The following is an 18,238-nucleotide window of genomic DNA, read 5'->3' as shown; positions in this document are numbered from 1 at the left end:
CGACATGCCTTTATTCACTTTGATCTTGCGCACTTAAATCACTCCAACTTTTATCCACCAAACGCCATTGGCTATATTCTTGTACGAGTTTTGTCACCACAGCTTTACCGTAAGCTACCGTCACATTCTCCTCTAACTTAAGCAAACCACCTGTAATCACTGCACCACTAATACGCCCTTTGCCTGTTAAAGTTAAATCTCCTTCTGCTAGCAGAATACCACTTACATTCCCTTTAACTTCTAATTGGTTTTGCGTCATCCAATACACTTGTGGTGTTTTTTGAGCAGTTAAAGTAGTATCTACTTTCACAAAGTGCGGTTGAAAATCAGTTTGTTTTTCACTGGAAATAAAATCTCGCAGCATATTTTCATTAATGCCTTTTGTGGGCGATTTCTTAAATAACTCAGCGCGTTCACACCAAACAGAATAGGCGACTTTATCCTCTGCCCCTGAAGACTCGAAAAAGACTTGTTTCACTTTTTCAGCACCATTTAAAGGCAAGTTTTGGCAAATATGTTTTTGTTGCTGCTGACTGATTTTCTGTAACGCAAGGCTTTGTTCTACATAATATTTTCGCTGACTCATTTGAGATCGAAAAAACGCAAAGATCTGTTCATCAAATAATAAGATCAGCGCCAATAAGCCTGAAAGTAAAATCAGTGCCGTCAGTGTCACAATCCCTTTTTTCATCATCATTCTTCTTGATTTAATAAAGGCACTACAAGCGAAGTTTCATATTGAATATGCTTATATGCGGCAAGATGCCCTGTGAGTTTAATTTCAATCCCTTTCCCTGCCTTTAACCAATCAAAACGTAATTGAGAAATCTCAAACTCTTTTTCATCCAATAAATCTGTCCATCCCCCACCGGCGTTACAAGTAAATTGAGCTAAGGCTCTCTGACACTCTGCTGAACGACAATCCGCATTTACCGCATTTTTATAAGTTTGTTTGGTTTCGATCATTTTCTCGTTAAGTTTGTAACCAAACAGCTCTTTTTCGATATTTTTTGCCACATTTTTAACACCGTTTACGCAGGTGTTTTTTGTGTATTTTTCACCAATACAGCCATTACTATTTAAATCATAAAAAAATAAGACGCAGCTATTTGATGGAGCATTGTCTGCTTGAGCAATGATTATTGCTGTGCCCTTTTCGTCTAATTCAAATAAAGCCAGATTATCCTCGATTAGTTTTGGGTTTGTGGCTCGAAAGCCTACGCGACGCAGATCTTTACCGATGAGTTGAATAGTACGTTGTAATTCCGCTTGTAATTTGAGTTGTAACATTAAACGCTGATTTTGCTGTTGAGTTTGAGCATAAAACTGTGCAACCAATAGCAACAATAAAGCGGATAAGCCAAGTGAAATCAACAAACTCACCAATGTTTCGCCTTTTAATGGTTTCATCTTGTACATGCACTCGCCGCTTGATCAGACTTTAATTTAATACTGCCGACATTGAAAAAAGAAAACAATGTACGATGCTCTCCAGCTTGCAACATAAAACAATTTGTTTCCATGGTATTTCTGGCCCCATTAAATTTCACCGCCACTTCTGACGGATATAATTTAGGGCCTATCAGCATCGTTTTTCCTTCAAAATAAGGATAGTAAAAATGTGCATAAAGATTTTTAGGACAATTCTGGGGATAAAAACAATCACAAAAATGATCATTTTTTACTTGAGCAGTAATACACCAACGTTGATTCGCCCTATCTTGATTGGCCAAAATAAACCAAATCGCTGATGAATTTTCTGCCCTCGCTTGAATATTGCGTAAGAAAAAATAAAGCCGTTGTTGCTCTTTTTCGAGAAAATATTTAGGATCATTTTTCTTCCATTTAGGCAATGCAAAAGCTAATGTTAAGCTTAAAATAAATAATACAATCAAAGTTTCTAATAAGGTTATCCCTTTATACATAAAATGCCTTCTTTTTTGACCGCACTTTAAAAGCCCTTTAGAAGAAAACCAAATTTGATACTTTAGTTTTGCGATACTGATCGTAAATTTCCTTTAAAAAACGGGAAAAACCGTGAATTAAACATTTTCAACTGGCTATTTACTAAAACTCCCTTATAATAGGCGACCTATTATCTGTTCTTTAAAATCTGGTGGAAATATGAATCCAATGTTAAATATCGCTATTCGTGCGGCACGAAGAGCGGGCAACGTGATTGCTAAAAACTATGAGCGCCGTGATGACATCCAAACAAGTAAAAAAGGTATTAATGATTATGTGACTAGCGTCGATAAAGCCGCTGAAGCAGAGATCATTGAAATCATTCAAAAATCTTATCCTGATCACACAATTATCAGTGAAGAACGTGGTGCATTAGAAGGCAAAGACAGTGATATTCAATGGGTAATTGATCCACTAGATGGCACAACCAACTTCGTGAAAGGTTTGCCACATTTCTCTGTTTCTATTGCTATCCGTGTAAAAAACCGTACCGAAGTGGGTGTGGTTTACGATCCTATTCGTAATGAATTATTCACGGCTGTACGTGGTGAAGGCGCAAAATTAAATGAAGTGCGTTTACGTGTAGATAGCCAAAATGAACTTAATGGGGCGATTTTAGCCACCGGTTTCCCATTCAAACAACCAAGCTTGATGCCAACTCAATTTGCGATCATGAATAACTTAATTGATGAAGCTGCAGATTTCCGTCGTACGGGTTCTGCCGCATTAGACCTTTGCTATGTTGCTTCTGGTCGCGTTGACGGTTATTTCGAAATGGGCTTAAAACCTTGGGATTGCGCAGCGGGTGATTTAATCGTGCGTGAAGCGGGCGGTTTAGTATGTGATTTCAATGCGGGTCACGGCTATTTACGCTCAGGCAATATCGTGGCGGCTCCAGCACGTATTTTAAAAGAAATGCTAAATAAAATTCAGCCTTGCTTAACCGAACAAGTGAAGTAAGACTCAATAAAAAGTGCGGTAGATTTCACCGCACTTTTTTTATGACTAATTTCTTTCGAGTGGCTTTCTATTTTCTTCCGTTTCCGGCTCAAGATCCAATTTAGCCATAAGAAGTTGATCGCCATCTTCTTCTGGGTTGCCTGTCACTAATAATTTATCGCCATAGAAAATGGAATTCGCTCCCGCCATAAAGCACATCGCTTGCATTTCTTCACTCATGCCTTGACGACCAGCAGAAAGACGAACATAACTTTTCGGCATGGTAATACGCGCAACCGCAATGGTACGAACAAACTCCGTCCAATCTAAATCAGCTGCATCAGCCATTGGTGTGCCTTCCACTTTCACTAATTGGTTAATCGGCACTGACTCTGGCTGAGGATCAAGATTTGCCAAGCTTGCAATGAGACCAGCTCGTTCTTTACGGGTTTCATTCATCCCCACAATACCACCACAGCAAACTTTTAAACCAGCATGACGCACTTTTCCTAATGTGCTTAAACGATCATCAAAACGGCGTGTACCAATGACATTGTGATAATTCTCTGGCGCTGTATCTAGATTGTGGTTGTAATAATCCAATCCTGCATCTTTTAACTCTTCCGCCATACCATCTTGCAACAAACCAAAAGTACCGCACGTTTCTAAGCCGATATCTTTTACCGCACGAATAATCGCCGTGACTTTTTCCATATCCTTTGGTTTTGGCCCACGCCATGCCGCGCCCATGCAGAAACGCCCTGCACCACGTGCTTTAGCAATTTTGGCTTTTTCGACAATTTCATCAATATCTAAGATCTGCTGATTTTGTACACCTGTTTGATAACGTGCTGATTGTGGGCAATAACCACAATCCTCTGGACAGCCACCCGTTTTAATCGACATCAACGTCGATAACTGTATCGCACCAGGGTTGAAATGCTCTCGATGCACTTGAGCTGCACGATAGACTAATTCTAAAAAAGGTGTTTCAAATAGCGCTTCGACTTTACAAACAGACCAATACTCTACTGAGGGGTGAGGTGTAATGGATGAAAGCTGTACTACATTTGTTGTGGTCATTATATTTTCCTCGTTTAAGCTATGTCGCTTTTATTAAGTTGAGCATATTACTCTGCAATATGATAAAAAGAGATCAGATCACTTTGCCTTGATGAATTTCAATCACTCGATCAATATGCCGTTCAATTTCTTTGGGTTGATGTGTCACCAGTAACATGGTTAGCTTTTTTTCTTCACATAATTGATCCATTAAATCCTGCATTTCAATGCGTAATTTAGGATCAAGGGCAGAAAAAGGCTCATCCAATAATAAAATGGGTTTATCTCGTAGCAAACAGCGTGCCAACGCCACTCGCTGTTTTTGTCCACCTGAAAGTGCGGTCGGTTTTCTCGTTAAAAAATTCTGTAAATTGACCGCCTTTGCGGCTTGTTCTACAAGTGCTTTTTCTTCTGCATTTAAGGCTAAATTCGGTTTTAAACCTAAAGCAATATTCTCTTCCACGGAAAGATGAGTAAAGAGATTATTTTCCTGAAATAACATGGAAACAGGGCGTTCAAAAGGTGCTGTTTTGGTATGATTTTCACCATTGAGCCAAATCTCGCCACTATCGGCATATTCAAATCCGGCAATTAAATTCAGCAAGGTACTTTTTCCTGCGCCACTTTCACCAATGATGGCGATTTTTTCTTGCGCTTGAATCTGTAAATCAAACACCATCGGCATGGATTGATAATTGAAGACTACATTATCTAATTTAATCATTCTGTTCCTTCTGACCTTCAATAAACATAAATAAGCCTAAACATAAGCCCAATAAAATCAATGCCGTCACTGCAGCTTCTTGGCTTCGATATTGCCCGATTTGTTGATAAAGCAAATGAGGCAACGAAGTAAAATCAGGGCTACCAAATAAAGCTATCGCTGTAAAATCGCCGAGTGATAAGGTTGTCGCGAGTGCCAAGGCATATTTCAACGGTGCTTTTAGTAGCGGATATTCAATTAAACGAAAACGCTGCCAGCCTGTAATATTCAGCGATAAACAGAGTTTTTCATAATATTGCATCGATTGATTCATGGGTGTATTAAGAATTTTGATCACAAATGGCAAGGCAGCCAAGGCGTTACAAACAGATACCACTACAAACAAATGTCCTGCTGAAAAATCAATATCTTGTAACCAAAGGAATAAGCCGACTGCTAAAACGATCGTCGGAATGGCTAAAATCATCATTCCACCTGTTAAAATCAAGTGAGCTAATTTAGGATGATATAACCATTGCAGTTGCCGGGAAAGTAACAATAAGAAGAATCCAAATAATACCGATAAAATCCCGGCGGTCGGTGCCATGGTTAATGAATAAGCAAGCGCCTTCCATAATTGTCGATTTTGCCAATAACCAAATAATTGGGTCGCAGACAAACCTTGGAAAATGATATTGAATAAGGGAGTTAGAATAAATAAGCACACCGAGAATAAGACAAAAACATGTCCAAATTTGACCGTACTTGAAACAGGCAAAACCCATCGATAACGTTGCGAAATCTGCGTTTCAGGTGCTTTCGTCCAATATTGTGAAAGTGAAAATAAAGCAAAACAAAACGCAAATTGTACAAGTGCAAAAAGTGCGGCTTTGGGTAAATCAAATTCAAAGAAAATGGCTTGGTAAATCGCGACTTCTAGCGTGCTGTTTTGTGGCCCTCCACCCAGTGCCAACACTATCGTAAAGCTAGTGAAACACAACATAAAAATCAGCACAAAAGCAGACACTATTTGGCTTTTCAAATAAGGCCATTCAATTAAACGGAAAAATGTGAAACCTTTAATATTCAATTGTGCCGCGAGTTGATGCTGTTCGGTCGGTACACTTTGCAAAGCCTGTAAACTCATTCGGGCTGCTAAGGGAATATTAAAAAATAAATGGGCAATGAGAATGCCGCTTAAACCATAAATGGATGGTTTCCACGAAATACCTAAAATTTGCAGCAGTTGAGTTAGCCAACCAGCAGTGCCATAAATACCAATCAAACCGAAAATAGCCAGTAATGCTGGCAAAACAAACGTGAGAGAAAAAATGCGTAAAATGAGCGATTTGCCTTTGAAATCTAAATAGAAAAAAGCACGCGCAAATAACGTTCCAATTACGCTAGAAAGCAAGGCTGACAAGAATGCCTGCCCGACACTAAAGGCGATAACTTGATGCAAATAATCGTCTTTTAAGAAATCAGATAAGGCATAATCACTTCCAACTGAAAAAACCGCAGAAAGTGAAAATCCATAGAGTAAAACGATGAAAAAAATGACCGCACTTCCGCCCAAATAATGGCGAGGACGAAAATGCGGATGTTGCAATAAGCTCATTAATACTACTTAGATAAGGCTTTTTGCCATTGATTGATCCAGCCTTTCAGCTGCTCACTTGTTACCGTTGTGGTATCTAAAATACGCATTGATTTTGCGCGAGAATTAAGCGCATCAATATGACTTTCGATATTGGTCTCTACCACGGGTAACATCACATTATTTTTAGCAATATCCGCTTGAGCTTGCGGTGAAAGTAAGAATCCTAAAAATTCATCAGCACAGGCATTATTGCGGTTAGCGACTTTTGCCGCGACTTCAACTTGTAATACGCTCCCCTCTGCAAATTCCGTTGCCACATAATTGTCTTTTTGTTCAGAAAGAATATGGTAAATCGGTGAAGTATTTACGCTTAAAACCAGATCACCTTCGCCTTTTAAGAAGGCGCCGTAAGATTCCGTCCAACCTTTTGTGACCGTGACAGTATGTTTAGAAAGGGTTTTCCAAGCATTTGCGACATCTGCTGCTGGATAAACGGCATTCATCCAAAGTAATAGACCACGTCCAATACTGCTTGTACGCGGATCTTGATATAACACTTTAAGATCTTGACGCTCAACTAATTCTTTTAAGCTCTTTGGTGGATTAGTCAGTTTATTTTTATCATAAATAAACGCGTATTGTGCATAATCGAATGGTAAGAACGTGTGATTTTCCCATTTAATGGGTAAACGTAACTGGCTTAAATCCACTTTATTTGGCTCAAAAATATTGAGTTTTTGTGCATCCTCAATTTGATAACTATCTAAACCGAGCACTACATCCGCCTTAATTTTTTTACCTTCTAGACGAACACGGTTAAACAAGGTGCCATTATTATCAAAAGCCACATAATTCAGCTTACATTGCGGGAATTGTTGTTCAAAAGCTGCTTTAACTTTTGGTCCTGCGCTCCAATCAGCACTAAATGAATCATAAGTATAAACATCTAATGTTTGAGGAGCTGCTTGTGCGAAAGCGGAAGCGGTAAAAAGTGCGGTTAAAATGGGAAGCGTTTTGTTCATTATGCGTTCTCCTTATTTTTGCATAACGAAACAGCATAATGAGATGATTAGTTTCCTACGCCAGCATTATCTGTTTCAGGTTCACGGGTATTTCTCAGCCATTAATATAGGCACCCCGACTAACGCGACGTAGTCTATCTTAAGGAAATTTAATCAACAAGTTATTTAATTTAAAAATGTTAATCCGATCACACTTTTATATCTGGTTTATCATTTTTTGAGCAAAAGAAAACCTGCTAAAAAGCAGGTTTATCTTGGTAATCTAACGCCAATTAAGCTTGATGTTTAGCCGCTACTTCGCTTAATAAAGTTTGAAGTTCGCCAGCTTGATACATTTCTAAAATAATATCACAACCACCAATTAACTCACCTTCTACCCATAATTGTGGGAAAGTTGGCCAGTTTGCATAAGCCGGTAATTCAGCACGAATATCTGGGTGTTGAAGAATATCAACATAGCCAAAAGGCACTTTGCAATTAATTAATGCTTCAGATGCACGCGCAGAGAAACCACAAGAAGGTAATTTTGGTGAACCTTTCATGTAAATTAAAATTGGATTTTCAGCGATTTGTTTTTTGATTTTGTCTAACGTTTCCATAATGTTCCTTGTTCAAATAAGTCTGAATAGGGCGCTATTCTAGCATAAGATAGAACCTGAGTGAAAGACTTGGTCTTACCAGCTTCCACCTGCTCCACCGCCGCCGAAGCCACCGCCTCCAAAGCCGCCACCAGAAGAACCGCCTCCGCCGAAGCCACCGCCAAATCCACCTCCAAAACCAGAACCGCCTCCACGGCGACGAGAAATCGTACTTTGACGAATGATTTTATTCAGTTGGTCACGTTGACTAGGACTAATATAGACTTCATCTTTGTGATATTGGAATTCACCAAATAATACAATAGCAATAAACGCCAATACCATTAAGAATGGAATGTACTTATCGAAAGCGTCTTCTTCAACTTGTGCCGCATCAAACTCGCCTTTACTTGCTGCAATAATTTGGCTTAAGCCATCATTAATACCTTGCGCATATTGGCCTTGTTTAAATTGTGGCAAAATTGCCGAACGGATGACTTGCGATAAAAAAGCATCTGGCAGTACACCTTCTAAACCTTGTCCAGTTGCGATAAAGACTTTGCGATCATCCTTCGCAATCAGCATCAACACGCCATTGTTCAGATTTTTACGTCCAATGCCCCATTTATCACCTAAAGCAAAAGTATAATCAGCAATTTCATATTCACCGGTTGTCGGAACTAAAACGACAGCGATTTGTGAACTCGTTTCTTTACTATAAGCAATCAGTTTATTTTCTAAAATTTGCTTATGTTCTGATGAAAGTGTGTTGGTGTAATCGTTTATGTAATGGAAAGGATTTGGTGCAGGCGGAAATTCTGCCGCAACAACCATTTGAGCAAAAAAAACAAGGCTAAAAACAACCGCACTTTTCATAAAAGATAAAAGCTTAGTCATTAATAATTACCTCATTAGATAATTCATTCACATCATCAGGCTGAATAGGGAAATGGCGAGATAAAATATCACTGATACGATCAATCGCATCGACAATACCTTGTGTATAAGCTTTTTGTTTAAACTGCTCAATCATTAAATCGCATTGTAACTGCCAATAAGCCACATCAACAAATTGATGAATGCCTTTATCACCTACGATTGCACAGAGATGATTTTTATATCCCACATAAATCAACACGGCATTTTGTGCCGCTGTTTTATGCATTTCCAGTTCATCAAACACTTCTAAAGCACGTTCCATTGCAGACAATTGTGCTGAAGCCTTTGGCACTTTGCGTTCAATATAAACACGTAACTCAGCCGAACTTAAGCTTTCGAGGCGACTAATCGCCGCCTCTATTTGCTTTTTATCTACCGGAATTCTGGAAAAGAATGGCATAGATAAACCTTAGTTAAAGTTTACAGTCGGTGCGTTTTCAGCGCCAGTAGCTGATTTAAAGTAAGGTTTAGCTTTAAAACCAAAAATCATTGCCGCTAATTTAGTTGGGAATTGACGTACTTTTTCATTATAAATACGCGCTGCTTCATTAAATTTATTACGAGCGACATTGATACGGTTTTCTGTACCTTCAAGTTGCGCTTGTAAGTTCATAAAGCCTTCGTTCGCTTTTAATTGTGGGTATTGTTCTACAGTAACAAGTAAACGAGATAATGCTGAGCCTACTTGATTTTGGTTTTGTTGGAATTCGTTTAATTGTTCTTCCGTTAAATTAGACGGATCAATTTTAGTTTGTGTCGCTTTTGCACGCGCTTCGATTACATTGGTTAATGTTTGTTGTTCAAAATTAGCTTGACCTTTTACAGTATTCACTAAGTTTGGAATTAAATCAGCACGACGTTGATAAGATGATTCAACATTTGCCCAAACAGAATCAATTTCAGTTTCTGCTTTTACTAAACCATTGTAGCTAGACATTAAGCCTAAACCTGCAGCAATTGCGATAATAATCAAGATAATCCACTTTTTCATTCAAAAATTCCTTCAATTTATAGGTTTAATTTATATAAGAAAAGACCTAAACCGAAGTTTAGGTCTTCTAATGCTAATCCGTTAATGGATAACTAAATAAAATTATTTAGTACCGTTAACTGCGATTTCAACACGACGGTCTGGTGCTAAACAAGCGATAAGCGCTTTACGACCTTTAACCGCGTCACAAGTAGAACCTGTAACTGGGTTAGCTTTACCGTGACCAACTGCAGAAATGTTTTGAGCTGGAACACCTTTAGCTACTAAGTAGTTAGCTACAGAGTCTGCACGACGTTGTGATAATTTTAAGTTTGGTGCATCTTTACCGATACGGTCTGTATAACCAGCAACAGCTACGTTAGCGTTGTTGATTTGAGCGATTTCACCATAGATACCGTCTAAAGTTGCTTTAGCTTGTGGTTTTAAGTTAGCTTTACCGAAAGCGAAAGTTACATCAGAGCTTAAGTTGAAAGTTTTGCTTACAACTTCAGGTGCAACAACTGGAGCAGCACCTTGACCGAAACGGTAAGATAAACCAGCGTTGATAGAACCGATCCATGGGTTGTAATCTACAGAGCTGTTCTCAGTAGCGCCAGTACGTAATTTACCTACGCGAGCTAACCATTGATATTCAAGACGTAATGCTAACTCTGGTAAAGATGGTAATGCGTATTCAAAACCAGCTGCGAATACCGGAGATACACGTAAGCTGTGCTCACCAGCACCGTGAACGCGTGCACCTTTTGCATTGTACACTTTATAGTCAGAACGAACTAATGCCGCGCCTGCACGACCGTAGAAGTCTAAACCTTCTAAAGCAGAAGTTAAACCACCTAAATCATAGCTACCTTTAACGCTTAAGTGTGCACCATGGTTAGTATGTTTGAAACGAGTAATACCATTGTGTTTGAATTTAGCACGACCAAAATCATCGTAACCTAATTCTACTGCTAAACCAAAGTTATTTTGGTTTAAAATTTGGTAACCACCAAACACACCGTAAGTAACAGAGTTACGATTGTAACCAGTACCGAAACCTAAGCTACGAGGGTTAGTAGCATCAGTGTTAGCTTTGATACCATCGTGGAAAGACGCTTGACCAGCTTTAGCACCTGCATAGAAGGTGTTTGCTTGTGGAGCTGCTTGAGCTACTGAAGCTGCTGCTAAACCAGCAACGACTAATGCGATTGCAGTTTTTTTCATTTTGATGTCCTCTATTTAGTCATCGTTATTAATAAGAAAAGTTTCCTTGTTTATTGTGAACTTTATAAAAAAGAAACACTCTAAACGTTGCTTAACTAGGGTTTTGAATTTGCCCTAACTTATCCTTTTGACAAATTCAATTCCTTTGCCATAGCCAAAGGAACGTTCAAAAGTATGGTTATTATCCTATAAAAACACCAAAGATCAAACTTTTTTTGCCCTTTTTGGTTATTTTATAGACAAACAACCCCTAAAATGAACGTTCATTCACAGAAATTGGATTAATTTTTAACCCGATTTCTATTCTAACAAAAAATATCTTTTGTTGAAATCGACTTTTTTTTGAGCTTCATATATCATCAAATTCACTTTCTTCTCTTTTATATAGGTGAGTGATTTTATGTTGCCCCGTCTTTCTAATGTATCCCAACTTAATGATGTCGTAAGTAATTATCTTCACGAACTCCAAAAACAGCATTTTGAAGGTGATATTGCCTCAAATTATGCTGATCGCTTAAGTCTTGCGACAGATAACAGTGTCTATCAACAACTTCCTCAGGCTATTTTATTCCCTAAATCTGTTGCCGATGTGGTACGCATCACCAAATTAGCCAATAAAGAGAAATATCTTCATCTAACCTTTACACCTCGCGGTGGCGGCACGGGTACCAATGGACAATCTATAAATAACAACATTATTGTCGATCTCTCTCGCCACATGACGAGCATTTTAGAGCTTAATATAGAAGAACGTTGGGTTCGCGTGCAGGCGGGCGTAGTAAAAGACCAACTCAACCAATTTTTAAAACCTCACGGATTATTCTTTGCACCAGAGCTCTCCACTAGCAATCGTGCGACCTTAGGCGGCATGGTTAATACCGATGCATCTGGTCAAGGCTCACTGCAATACGGAAAAACCTCTGATCACGTTTTAGCATTACGTTCTGTTTTGATGAATGGTGAAATATTAGATACAAGTGCGGTCAAATCCGACGATGTTTTAGAAAACTATCCACTAGCAGAAAATGGAAAAACACTACATCAAACGATTTTCCAACGTTGTAAAGAAAAGCGCGCCTCAATCATTCAAGATTTACCACAACTCAATCGCTTTCTCACCGGTTACGATCTTAAGAATGTCTTTAATAAAGATGAAAGTGAATTTAATCTCACCCGAATTTTAACAGGGTCAGAAGGTTCACTTGCGTTTATCTGCGAAGCTAAACTCAATTTATTGCCGATTCCTAAATATCGTACCTTAATTAATGTGAAGTACAGTTCATTTGATGCAGCACTTCGCAATGCGCCTTTTATGGTGAAAGCTAATGCTCTTTCCGTTGAAACCGTCGATTCCAAAGTGCTGAACCTAGCTAAGCAAGATATTATTTGGCATTCGGTAAAAGAACTTTTAACAGAAGAAGAACAAAATCCAATTCTGGGTTTAAACATTGTGGAATATGCGGGCAACAATCAAGCCAAAATCGACAGCCAAGTGACCGCACTTTGTCAGCAATTAGATGAAAAAATTGCACAAGGCAAAGATCATATTATCGGCTATCAACTTTGTTCTGACTTGCCTTCTATTGAACGTATTTACGCCATGCGTAAAAAAGCGGTGGGGCTATTGGGGAATGCGAAAGGCGCTGCCAAACCGATTCCTTTTGTGGAAGATACCTGTGTGCCACCAGAACATCTTGCGGATTACATTGCAGAGTTTAGAGCCTTATTAGATAGCCACAATCTGCAATATGGGATGTTTGGCCATGTTGATGCCGGCGTATTGCACGTTCGGCCCGCTTTAGACCTATGTGATAAAGAACAAATCAAACTCTTTAAACAAATTTCAGATGAAGTGGCAGAACTCACGGTGAAATACGGCGGTTTGTTATGGGGGGAACACGGCAAAGGCGTACGCTCTCATTATGGAGAGAAATTCTTTACTCCCGAACTTTGGCAAGAGTTACGTTATGTGAAGTTCTTATTTGATCCAAACAATCGTCTCAATCCAGGTAAAATCTGTACGCCACTTAATAGCGATGCGGAACTCTATTCGATTCTCTCGCCGATGCGTGCAGATAATGATCGACAAATCCCGATTCAAATGCGAGATGAATTCAAAGGCGCGATGAATTGTAACGGTAACGGGCTTTGCTTTAACTTTGATGAGCACAGCATTATGTGCCCTTCCATGAAAGTGAGTAAAAATCGCGTGTTCTCTCCAAAAGGACGAGCTGCGATGGTTCGTGAGTGGTTGCGATTAATGGCGAATGAAAACGTATCACCTGAGCAATTAGATTTTCATAAAACACAAGTGAAACTAACCGCACTAGTGGAACGTTTCCGCAATAGCGTACAGAAATGGCGAGGTGAGTATGACTTCTCTCATGAAGTGAAAGCGGCAATGGATACTTGTTTGGCGTGTAAAGCCTGTGCAAGCCAATGCCCAATTAAAATTGATGTGCCAAGTTTCCGTGCGAAATTCTTCCATTTCTACCACAGTCGTTATTTGCGTCCAGCCAAAGATCATATTGTAGCGAATTTAGAAGTTGCAGCACCTTATATGGCGAAACAACCGGCATTATTCAATTATTTCACCAAACTGAAAGTTACTCAAAGCTTGGTTGAAAAAACGCTTGGCATGACAGATTTGCCTCTCCTTTCAGAGCCAAACCTTCAACAGCAATTAGTGGAAATTGGCTACCAAGGCAAAAAATTAGAAGAATTAGAAGATCTCAGTGCTACAGAAAAAGCCAATATGCTCTTTATCGTGCAAGATCCCTATACCTCTTATTACGATGCCAAAGTAGTACGGGATTTCGTGGCACTCACACAAAAACTAGGTTTCGAGCCAATCCTTCTCCCTTTTAAACCGAACGGCAAAGCCATGCATATTAAAGGTTTTTTAGCTCGCTTTAGTAAAACTGCGAAAACACAAGCAGAGTTTTTAAATCGCATCGCTAAATTAAATGTGCCTTTAGTCGGCGTAGATCCAGCGATTGTGCTTTCTTATCGAGATGAATATAAAGAGGTCTTAGGTGATTCTCGCGGTGATTTCCATGTACTCACAGCACATGAATGGCTGACCAATCAATTAGAAAGTAACGCATTACAAAGTGCGGTGAAAAATATCGCGAAATCTGACCGCACTTTTGAGTGGCATTTATTCCCTCATTGTACTGAATCCACCTTTATGCCAAACAGCCCAAAAGAATGGCAGAATATTTTTGCGCAATTTGGACAAACCTTGAACGTTGAGAAAGTCGGCTGTTGTGGCATGGCGGGCGTATTTGGCCATGAAGTTCAAAATCAAACTATGTCAAAAGATATTTACGACGTATCATGGGGCAAAAAATTACAAGGTAAAGATCCGAATCATTGTCTCGCAACCGGCTATTCCTGCCGTAGCCAAGTGAAGCGATATGAAAAAGCTATCTTGAAACACCCTGTTCAAGCATTGCTTGAAGTGCTGAATAACTAGAATAGATTTTCTACTTACCACAATATCGCAGAAAATAAAAAGCGGCCAGATTTTCAACCTGACCGCTTTTTTTATTTAAAAACTACAACGCTTCAATCGCTTTATACTGCTCTTGGATTTTTTCTAATCCTGATTGGTATTCCGCTTGTTTTTCGCGTTCTTTCGCAATCACCGCTTCAGGTGCTTTAGCCACAAAAGCTTCATTGCTGAGTTTGTTCTCGATACGTTTAACTTCATTTTGATATTTTTCAATCTCTTTGGTTAAACGGGCAAGCTCTGCTTCTTTATTGATAAAGCCAGCCATTGGCACAAGCAATTCAGCATTGCCAACAAGTTTCGCTACCGCAAGCGGTGCAGCTTCGTTTGTGGCTAATACTTGAACGTTATCTAACTTCGCTATGGCTTTTAAAAGAGCGGTCTGTTTTTCGAGAATTTTTGCGTTTTCTGCGCTTAAATTACGGAATAACAGATCTAAGCCTTTGCTTGGTGCGATGTTGCTTTCTGCACGAATATTACGTACCGCAACAATCACTTCTTTTAACCACTCAATTTCAGCTTCTGCTTCTGGATCAAAGCCGTTTTCTTCCACTTGTGGGAAAGGTTGTAACATAATGCTGTCAGCCGTAATGCCAAGGAATCCTTTCACTTTTTGCCAAATTTCTTCGGTAATAAATGGAATAAGTGGATGCGCTAAACGTAATAATTTTTCTAACACGTGAACCAAAGTTTGGCTTGCTGCACGGATTTGTGCTGCATTGCCGTTGGCAAATACTGGTTTAGTCAATTCTAAATACCAGTCGCAGAATTGGTTCCAGGTAAATTCATAAATCGCATTGGCACAAAGGTCGAAACGATATTGGCTTAATGAATTACGGAACGTTTCCACGGTACGATTGAATTCTGATTGAATCCAACGATCCGCTAATGAGAATTCGATCTCGCCTTCGCTTAAATCCAATTTTTCATTCGTTAATACGAAACGGCTTGCATTCCACAATTTATTACAGAAGTTACGATAACCTTCTAAACGTTTCATATCCCAGTTGATATCACGACCGTTTGAAGCCAATGCCGCTAATGTGAAACGTAATGCGTCTGTACCGTGAGCCGCAATACCTTCAGCAAATTCTTTGCGCGTTGCTTTAGCAATTTTCTCTGCTAATTGCGGCTGCATCATGTTGCCAGTGCGTTTTTCAAGTAAGTCGTCAAGGCTGATACCGTCAATCATATCGATTGGATCAAGTACGTTACCTTTCGATTTCGACATTTTTTGACCTTGCTCATCACGGATTAAGCCTGTTACGTACACGGTTTTGAATGGTACTTGTGGTTTGCCATTTTCATCTTTCACAAAGTGCATCGTAAACATAATCATACGTGCAACCCAGAAGAAGATGATGTCGAAGCCCGTGATTAACACATCCGTTGGGTGGAACATTTTGAGTTCTTTAGTTTGCTCTGGCCAACCTAAAGTTGAGAACGTCCATAAGCCTGATGAGAACCACGTGTCTAACACGTCTTCATCTTGTTTGAGTTCAACCGCAGAATCTAAGTTGTATTTTGACCGCACTTCTTCTTCGTTACGCGCAACATAAACGTTACCTTCCGCGTCATACCACGCTGGAATACGGTGTCCCCACCAAAGTTGGCGAGAGATACACCAATCTTGAATATCACGCATCCAAGAGAAGTAAAGGTTTTCATATTGTTTCGGTACGAATTGGATTTCGCCGTCTTCCACCGCTTTGATTGCTACATCAGCAAGCGGTTTCACACTCACATACCATTGGTCGGTTAACATCGGCTCAATCGGCACACCACCACGGTCGCCATAAGGCACTTTGAGATCGTGTGGTTTAATTTCGTCTAATAAACCTAGCGCTTCAAAATCTGCCACGATTTTCTTACGGGCAGCGAAACGCTCTAAACCACGATAATCCGCTGGAATAGTTGCTTCATAGCCGGCAAGTGGTTTGCCGTCTGTGCCGATAATTTCCGCTTCATCACGAATATCCGCATTTAAAGTTAATACGTTAACCATCGGCAAGCTGTGACGTTTACCCACTTCGTAGTCGTTAAAGTCGTGTGCTGGAGTAATTTTCACTACACCCGTACCGAATTCACGATCGACATATTCATCGGCAATAATCGGAATTTCACGGTTTGCCAATGGCAGAACCACTGTTTTACCAATTAAAGATTGATAACGCTCATCTTCCGGATGCACTGCAACCGCTGTATCGCCCAACATGGTTTCTGGACGCGTGGTTGCCACCACTAAATAATCTTTACCATCCGCCGTTTTTGCACCGTTTGCTAACGGATAACGGAAATGCCAAAGGGAACCTTTGCTCTCTTTGTTTTCCACTTCTAAATCAGAAATCGCGGTGTGAAGTTTTGGATCCCAGTTTACTAAGCGTTTACCACGGTAAATCAAACCCTCTTCGTGCAAACGAACAAACACTTCTTTTACCGCGTTAGATAAACCATCGTCCATGGTAAAACGCTCGCGTTCCCAGTCGATTGAGTTACCTAAACGGCGCATTTGTTGGCTGATTGTGCCGCCAGAATAGGCTTTCCAATCCCAAATTTTGTTAATGAACGCTTCACGGCCATAATCATGGCGGGTTTTGCCTTCTTCAGCCGCAATTTTACGCTCCACCACCATTTGGGTTGCAATACCCGCGTGATCTGTCCCCGCTTGCCATAAGGTGTTATGCCCTTCCATACGGTTAAAACGGATTAAGGTATCCATTAAGGTTTGTTGGAAAGCATGCCCCATGTGTAGGGACCCCGTTACATTCGGTGGCGGAATCGCAATGCAATAGCTCGGCGCATTTTCATTTTCAGACGGTTTAAAATAACCGCTCTCTTCCCAATGTTGATAAAGGGCTTGCTCTACCGCAGACGGATTAAAACGGTCTGCCATTTCGAATTTTTGTGTCATTAAATTTTCTCTATTATCTGTAATAATTAAGTAATTGTTCAAAGGTAATGTCTATTTTACATTCTCGTAATACATCAACTCTTTCATCGTATAACTTTTGAAGTATTTCTTTTTTATCTTCATATCTTCCATAGTGTAAAAGATTATGACAGTGGCTACATAGTGAAACTACATTTTCTTCAATATCTAAGGAATACTCAAAATCATTATGTTCTGATAATGGTATTAAGTGGTGTGCTTCTGTATAATATATTTCATCACATCCCTTTCTCAGAAAAACCCTATCAGATTCATCATATTCACATAAAAAGCGGGCTCTTATTAAAGCATTTCTTGCGACATTAATATCTCTTTTATATGCGGATGAAATTATTCTTAAATCTTTATTATCTTTTTCTTTAGGTATTTCATTCCATTTAAAATCTTTATCATGACTCAATAAAATCTCAGAGTTTAGATCATTTTTTTCTATCTCACTATATTCATCAAGTATTCTATGCTTGTTTTTTTTATAATTAACAAGCTCCTTAATATACTTATGAACATTACTAAATGCATCTCTATTACTCGAATCAGAATCATAAACAGTATAATTATCTTCAGATAATTTTGAATTAAATTCTTTCCCTTGTAGATTGAAATATCTATGCATATACTCAGACAAGTCTAATTCTCTAAGCGCCTGCCAAACTCTATGATTATCGAAATGATTAAGAAGCTTTTTTTTATAAACTTCATCTTTATTGGTATTCTCAATATATTCTTCTAATTCGCTTCTTAATGAATCAAGTTTCATATTATCTCCTTTATA

The 18,238-nt window shown here is 39.3% G+C and carries 16 protein-coding genes and 1 riboswitch; of the genes, 2 read left to right on the top strand and 14 right to left on the bottom strand.

Translation table 11 applies throughout. The annotated features are described in order from the left end of the window. Nucleotides 1-10: 10 nt before the first annotated feature. The 3 genes from RDV53_RS07275 to RDV53_RS07265 are packed head-to-tail and all read right to left on the bottom strand — an operon-like array spanning nucleotide 11 to nucleotide 1,925. Entirely contained in the window at nucleotides 11-697 is a 687-nt protein-coding gene (locus tag RDV53_RS07275) for a DUF2572 family protein (protein WP_005695666.1), read from the bottom strand. Next, nucleotides 694-1,410, bottom strand: a complete 717-nt coding sequence (locus RDV53_RS07270; protein WP_080553589.1) for a PulJ/GspJ family protein — start codon at nucleotides 1,408-1,410, stop codon at nucleotides 694-696. The genes RDV53_RS07275 and RDV53_RS07270 overlap by 4 nt, the downstream gene beginning before the upstream one ends. Next, on the bottom strand, nucleotides 1,407-1,925 hold the full coding sequence (locus tag RDV53_RS07265; RefSeq protein ID WP_005695664.1) for a hypothetical protein: 519 nt from the start codon (nucleotides 1,923-1,925) through the stop codon (nucleotides 1,407-1,409). The genes RDV53_RS07270 and RDV53_RS07265 overlap by 4 nt, the downstream gene beginning before the upstream one ends. 199 nt (nucleotides 1,926-2,124) lie before the next feature. On the opposite strand from RDV53_RS07265, the gene suhB reads away from it, so the two are divergent. Then, nucleotides 2,125-2,925: an inositol-1-monophosphatase gene (gene suhB / locus RDV53_RS07260; protein ID WP_005695663.1), complete on the top strand. Its 801-nt coding sequence runs from the start codon at nucleotides 2,125-2,127 to the stop codon at nucleotides 2,923-2,925. Nucleotides 2,926-2,970: 45 nt separating this feature from the next. Here the strand turns inward: suhB and bioB are convergent, their stop codons facing one another. From bioB to ompA, 9 genes are all read right to left on the bottom strand, one after another. After that, on the bottom strand, nucleotides 2,971-3,987 hold the full coding sequence (bioB, locus tag RDV53_RS07255; RefSeq protein ID WP_005695662.1) for a biotin synthase BioB: 1,017 nt from the start codon (nucleotides 3,985-3,987) through the stop codon (nucleotides 2,971-2,973). 73 nt (nucleotides 3,988-4,060) lie between these two features. After that, nucleotides 4,061-4,690: a thiamine ABC transporter ATP-binding protein gene (gene thiQ / locus RDV53_RS07250; protein WP_005695661.1), complete on the bottom strand. Its 630-nt coding sequence runs from the start codon at nucleotides 4,688-4,690 to the stop codon at nucleotides 4,061-4,063. Further along, nucleotides 4,683-6,287, bottom strand: a complete 1,605-nt coding sequence (gene thiP / locus RDV53_RS07245; protein WP_005695658.1) for a thiamine/thiamine pyrophosphate ABC transporter permease ThiP — start codon at nucleotides 6,285-6,287, stop codon at nucleotides 4,683-4,685. The genes thiQ and thiP overlap by 8 nt, the downstream gene beginning before the upstream one ends. A 5-nt stretch (nucleotides 6,288-6,292) precedes the next feature. Then, nucleotides 6,293-7,291 carry a thiamine ABC transporter substrate binding subunit gene (gene thiB, locus RDV53_RS07240; RefSeq protein ID WP_005695657.1) on the bottom strand — a complete coding sequence of 333 codons (999 nt, stop codon included), beginning with the start codon at nucleotides 7,289-7,291 and terminating at the stop codon, nucleotides 6,293-6,295. A gap of 35 nt (nucleotides 7,292-7,326) precedes the next feature. After that, nucleotides 7,327-7,419: riboswitch (TPP riboswitch) on the bottom strand. Nucleotides 7,420-7,563: 144 nt separating this feature from the next. Beyond that, nucleotides 7,564-7,890, bottom strand: coding sequence for a Grx4 family monothiol glutaredoxin (gene grxD / locus RDV53_RS07235; protein WP_005695656.1), 327 nt, complete (start codon nucleotides 7,888-7,890; stop codon nucleotides 7,564-7,566). 75 nt (nucleotides 7,891-7,965) lie between these two features. Then, complete coding sequence (locus tag RDV53_RS07230) at nucleotides 7,966-8,766, bottom strand: TPM domain-containing protein (RefSeq protein WP_005695655.1); 801 nt, start codon at nucleotides 8,764-8,766, stop codon at nucleotides 7,966-7,968. After that, nucleotides 8,759-9,208: a TPM domain-containing protein gene (locus tag RDV53_RS07225; protein WP_005695654.1), complete on the bottom strand. Its 450-nt coding sequence runs from the start codon at nucleotides 9,206-9,208 to the stop codon at nucleotides 8,759-8,761. The genes RDV53_RS07230 and RDV53_RS07225 overlap by 8 nt, the downstream gene beginning before the upstream one ends. 9 nt (nucleotides 9,209-9,217) lie before the next feature. After that, nucleotides 9,218-9,799, bottom strand: coding sequence for a LemA family protein (locus tag RDV53_RS07220; RefSeq protein WP_005695653.1), 582 nt, complete (start codon nucleotides 9,797-9,799; stop codon nucleotides 9,218-9,220). Nucleotides 9,800-9,901: 102 nt separating this feature from the next. Continuing rightward, entirely contained in the window at nucleotides 9,902-11,002 is a 1,101-nt protein-coding gene (ompA, locus tag RDV53_RS07215; RefSeq protein WP_005695652.1) for a porin OmpA, read from the bottom strand. A gap of 400 nt (nucleotides 11,003-11,402) precedes the next feature. Here ompA and ydiJ point away from each other — a divergent pair, with 400 nt between their 5' ends. Then, entirely contained in the window at nucleotides 11,403-14,480 is a 3,078-nt protein-coding gene (gene ydiJ, locus RDV53_RS07210; protein WP_005695651.1) for a D-2-hydroxyglutarate dehydrogenase YdiJ, read from the top strand. Nucleotides 14,481-14,562: 82 nt separating this feature from the next. Here ydiJ and valS read toward each other — a convergent pair whose 3' ends face one another. Beyond that, nucleotides 14,563-17,427, bottom strand: coding sequence for a valine--tRNA ligase (gene valS / locus RDV53_RS07205; protein ID WP_032822837.1), 2,865 nt, complete (start codon nucleotides 17,425-17,427; stop codon nucleotides 14,563-14,565). Between the two features lie 13 nt (nucleotides 17,428-17,440). After that, nucleotides 17,441-18,223, bottom strand: coding sequence for an HNH endonuclease (locus RDV53_RS07200; protein ID WP_115353599.1), 783 nt, complete (start codon nucleotides 18,221-18,223; stop codon nucleotides 17,441-17,443). Nucleotides 18,224-18,238 lie beyond the last annotated feature (15 nt).

Origin of the sequence: Haemophilus parainfluenzae ATCC 33392, assembly GCF_031191205.1 — a bacterium.
GTDB lineage: Bacteria > Pseudomonadota > Gammaproteobacteria > Enterobacterales > Pasteurellaceae > Haemophilus_D > Haemophilus_D parainfluenzae.
This window is presented reverse-complemented; position numbering and strand designations above follow the sequence as displayed.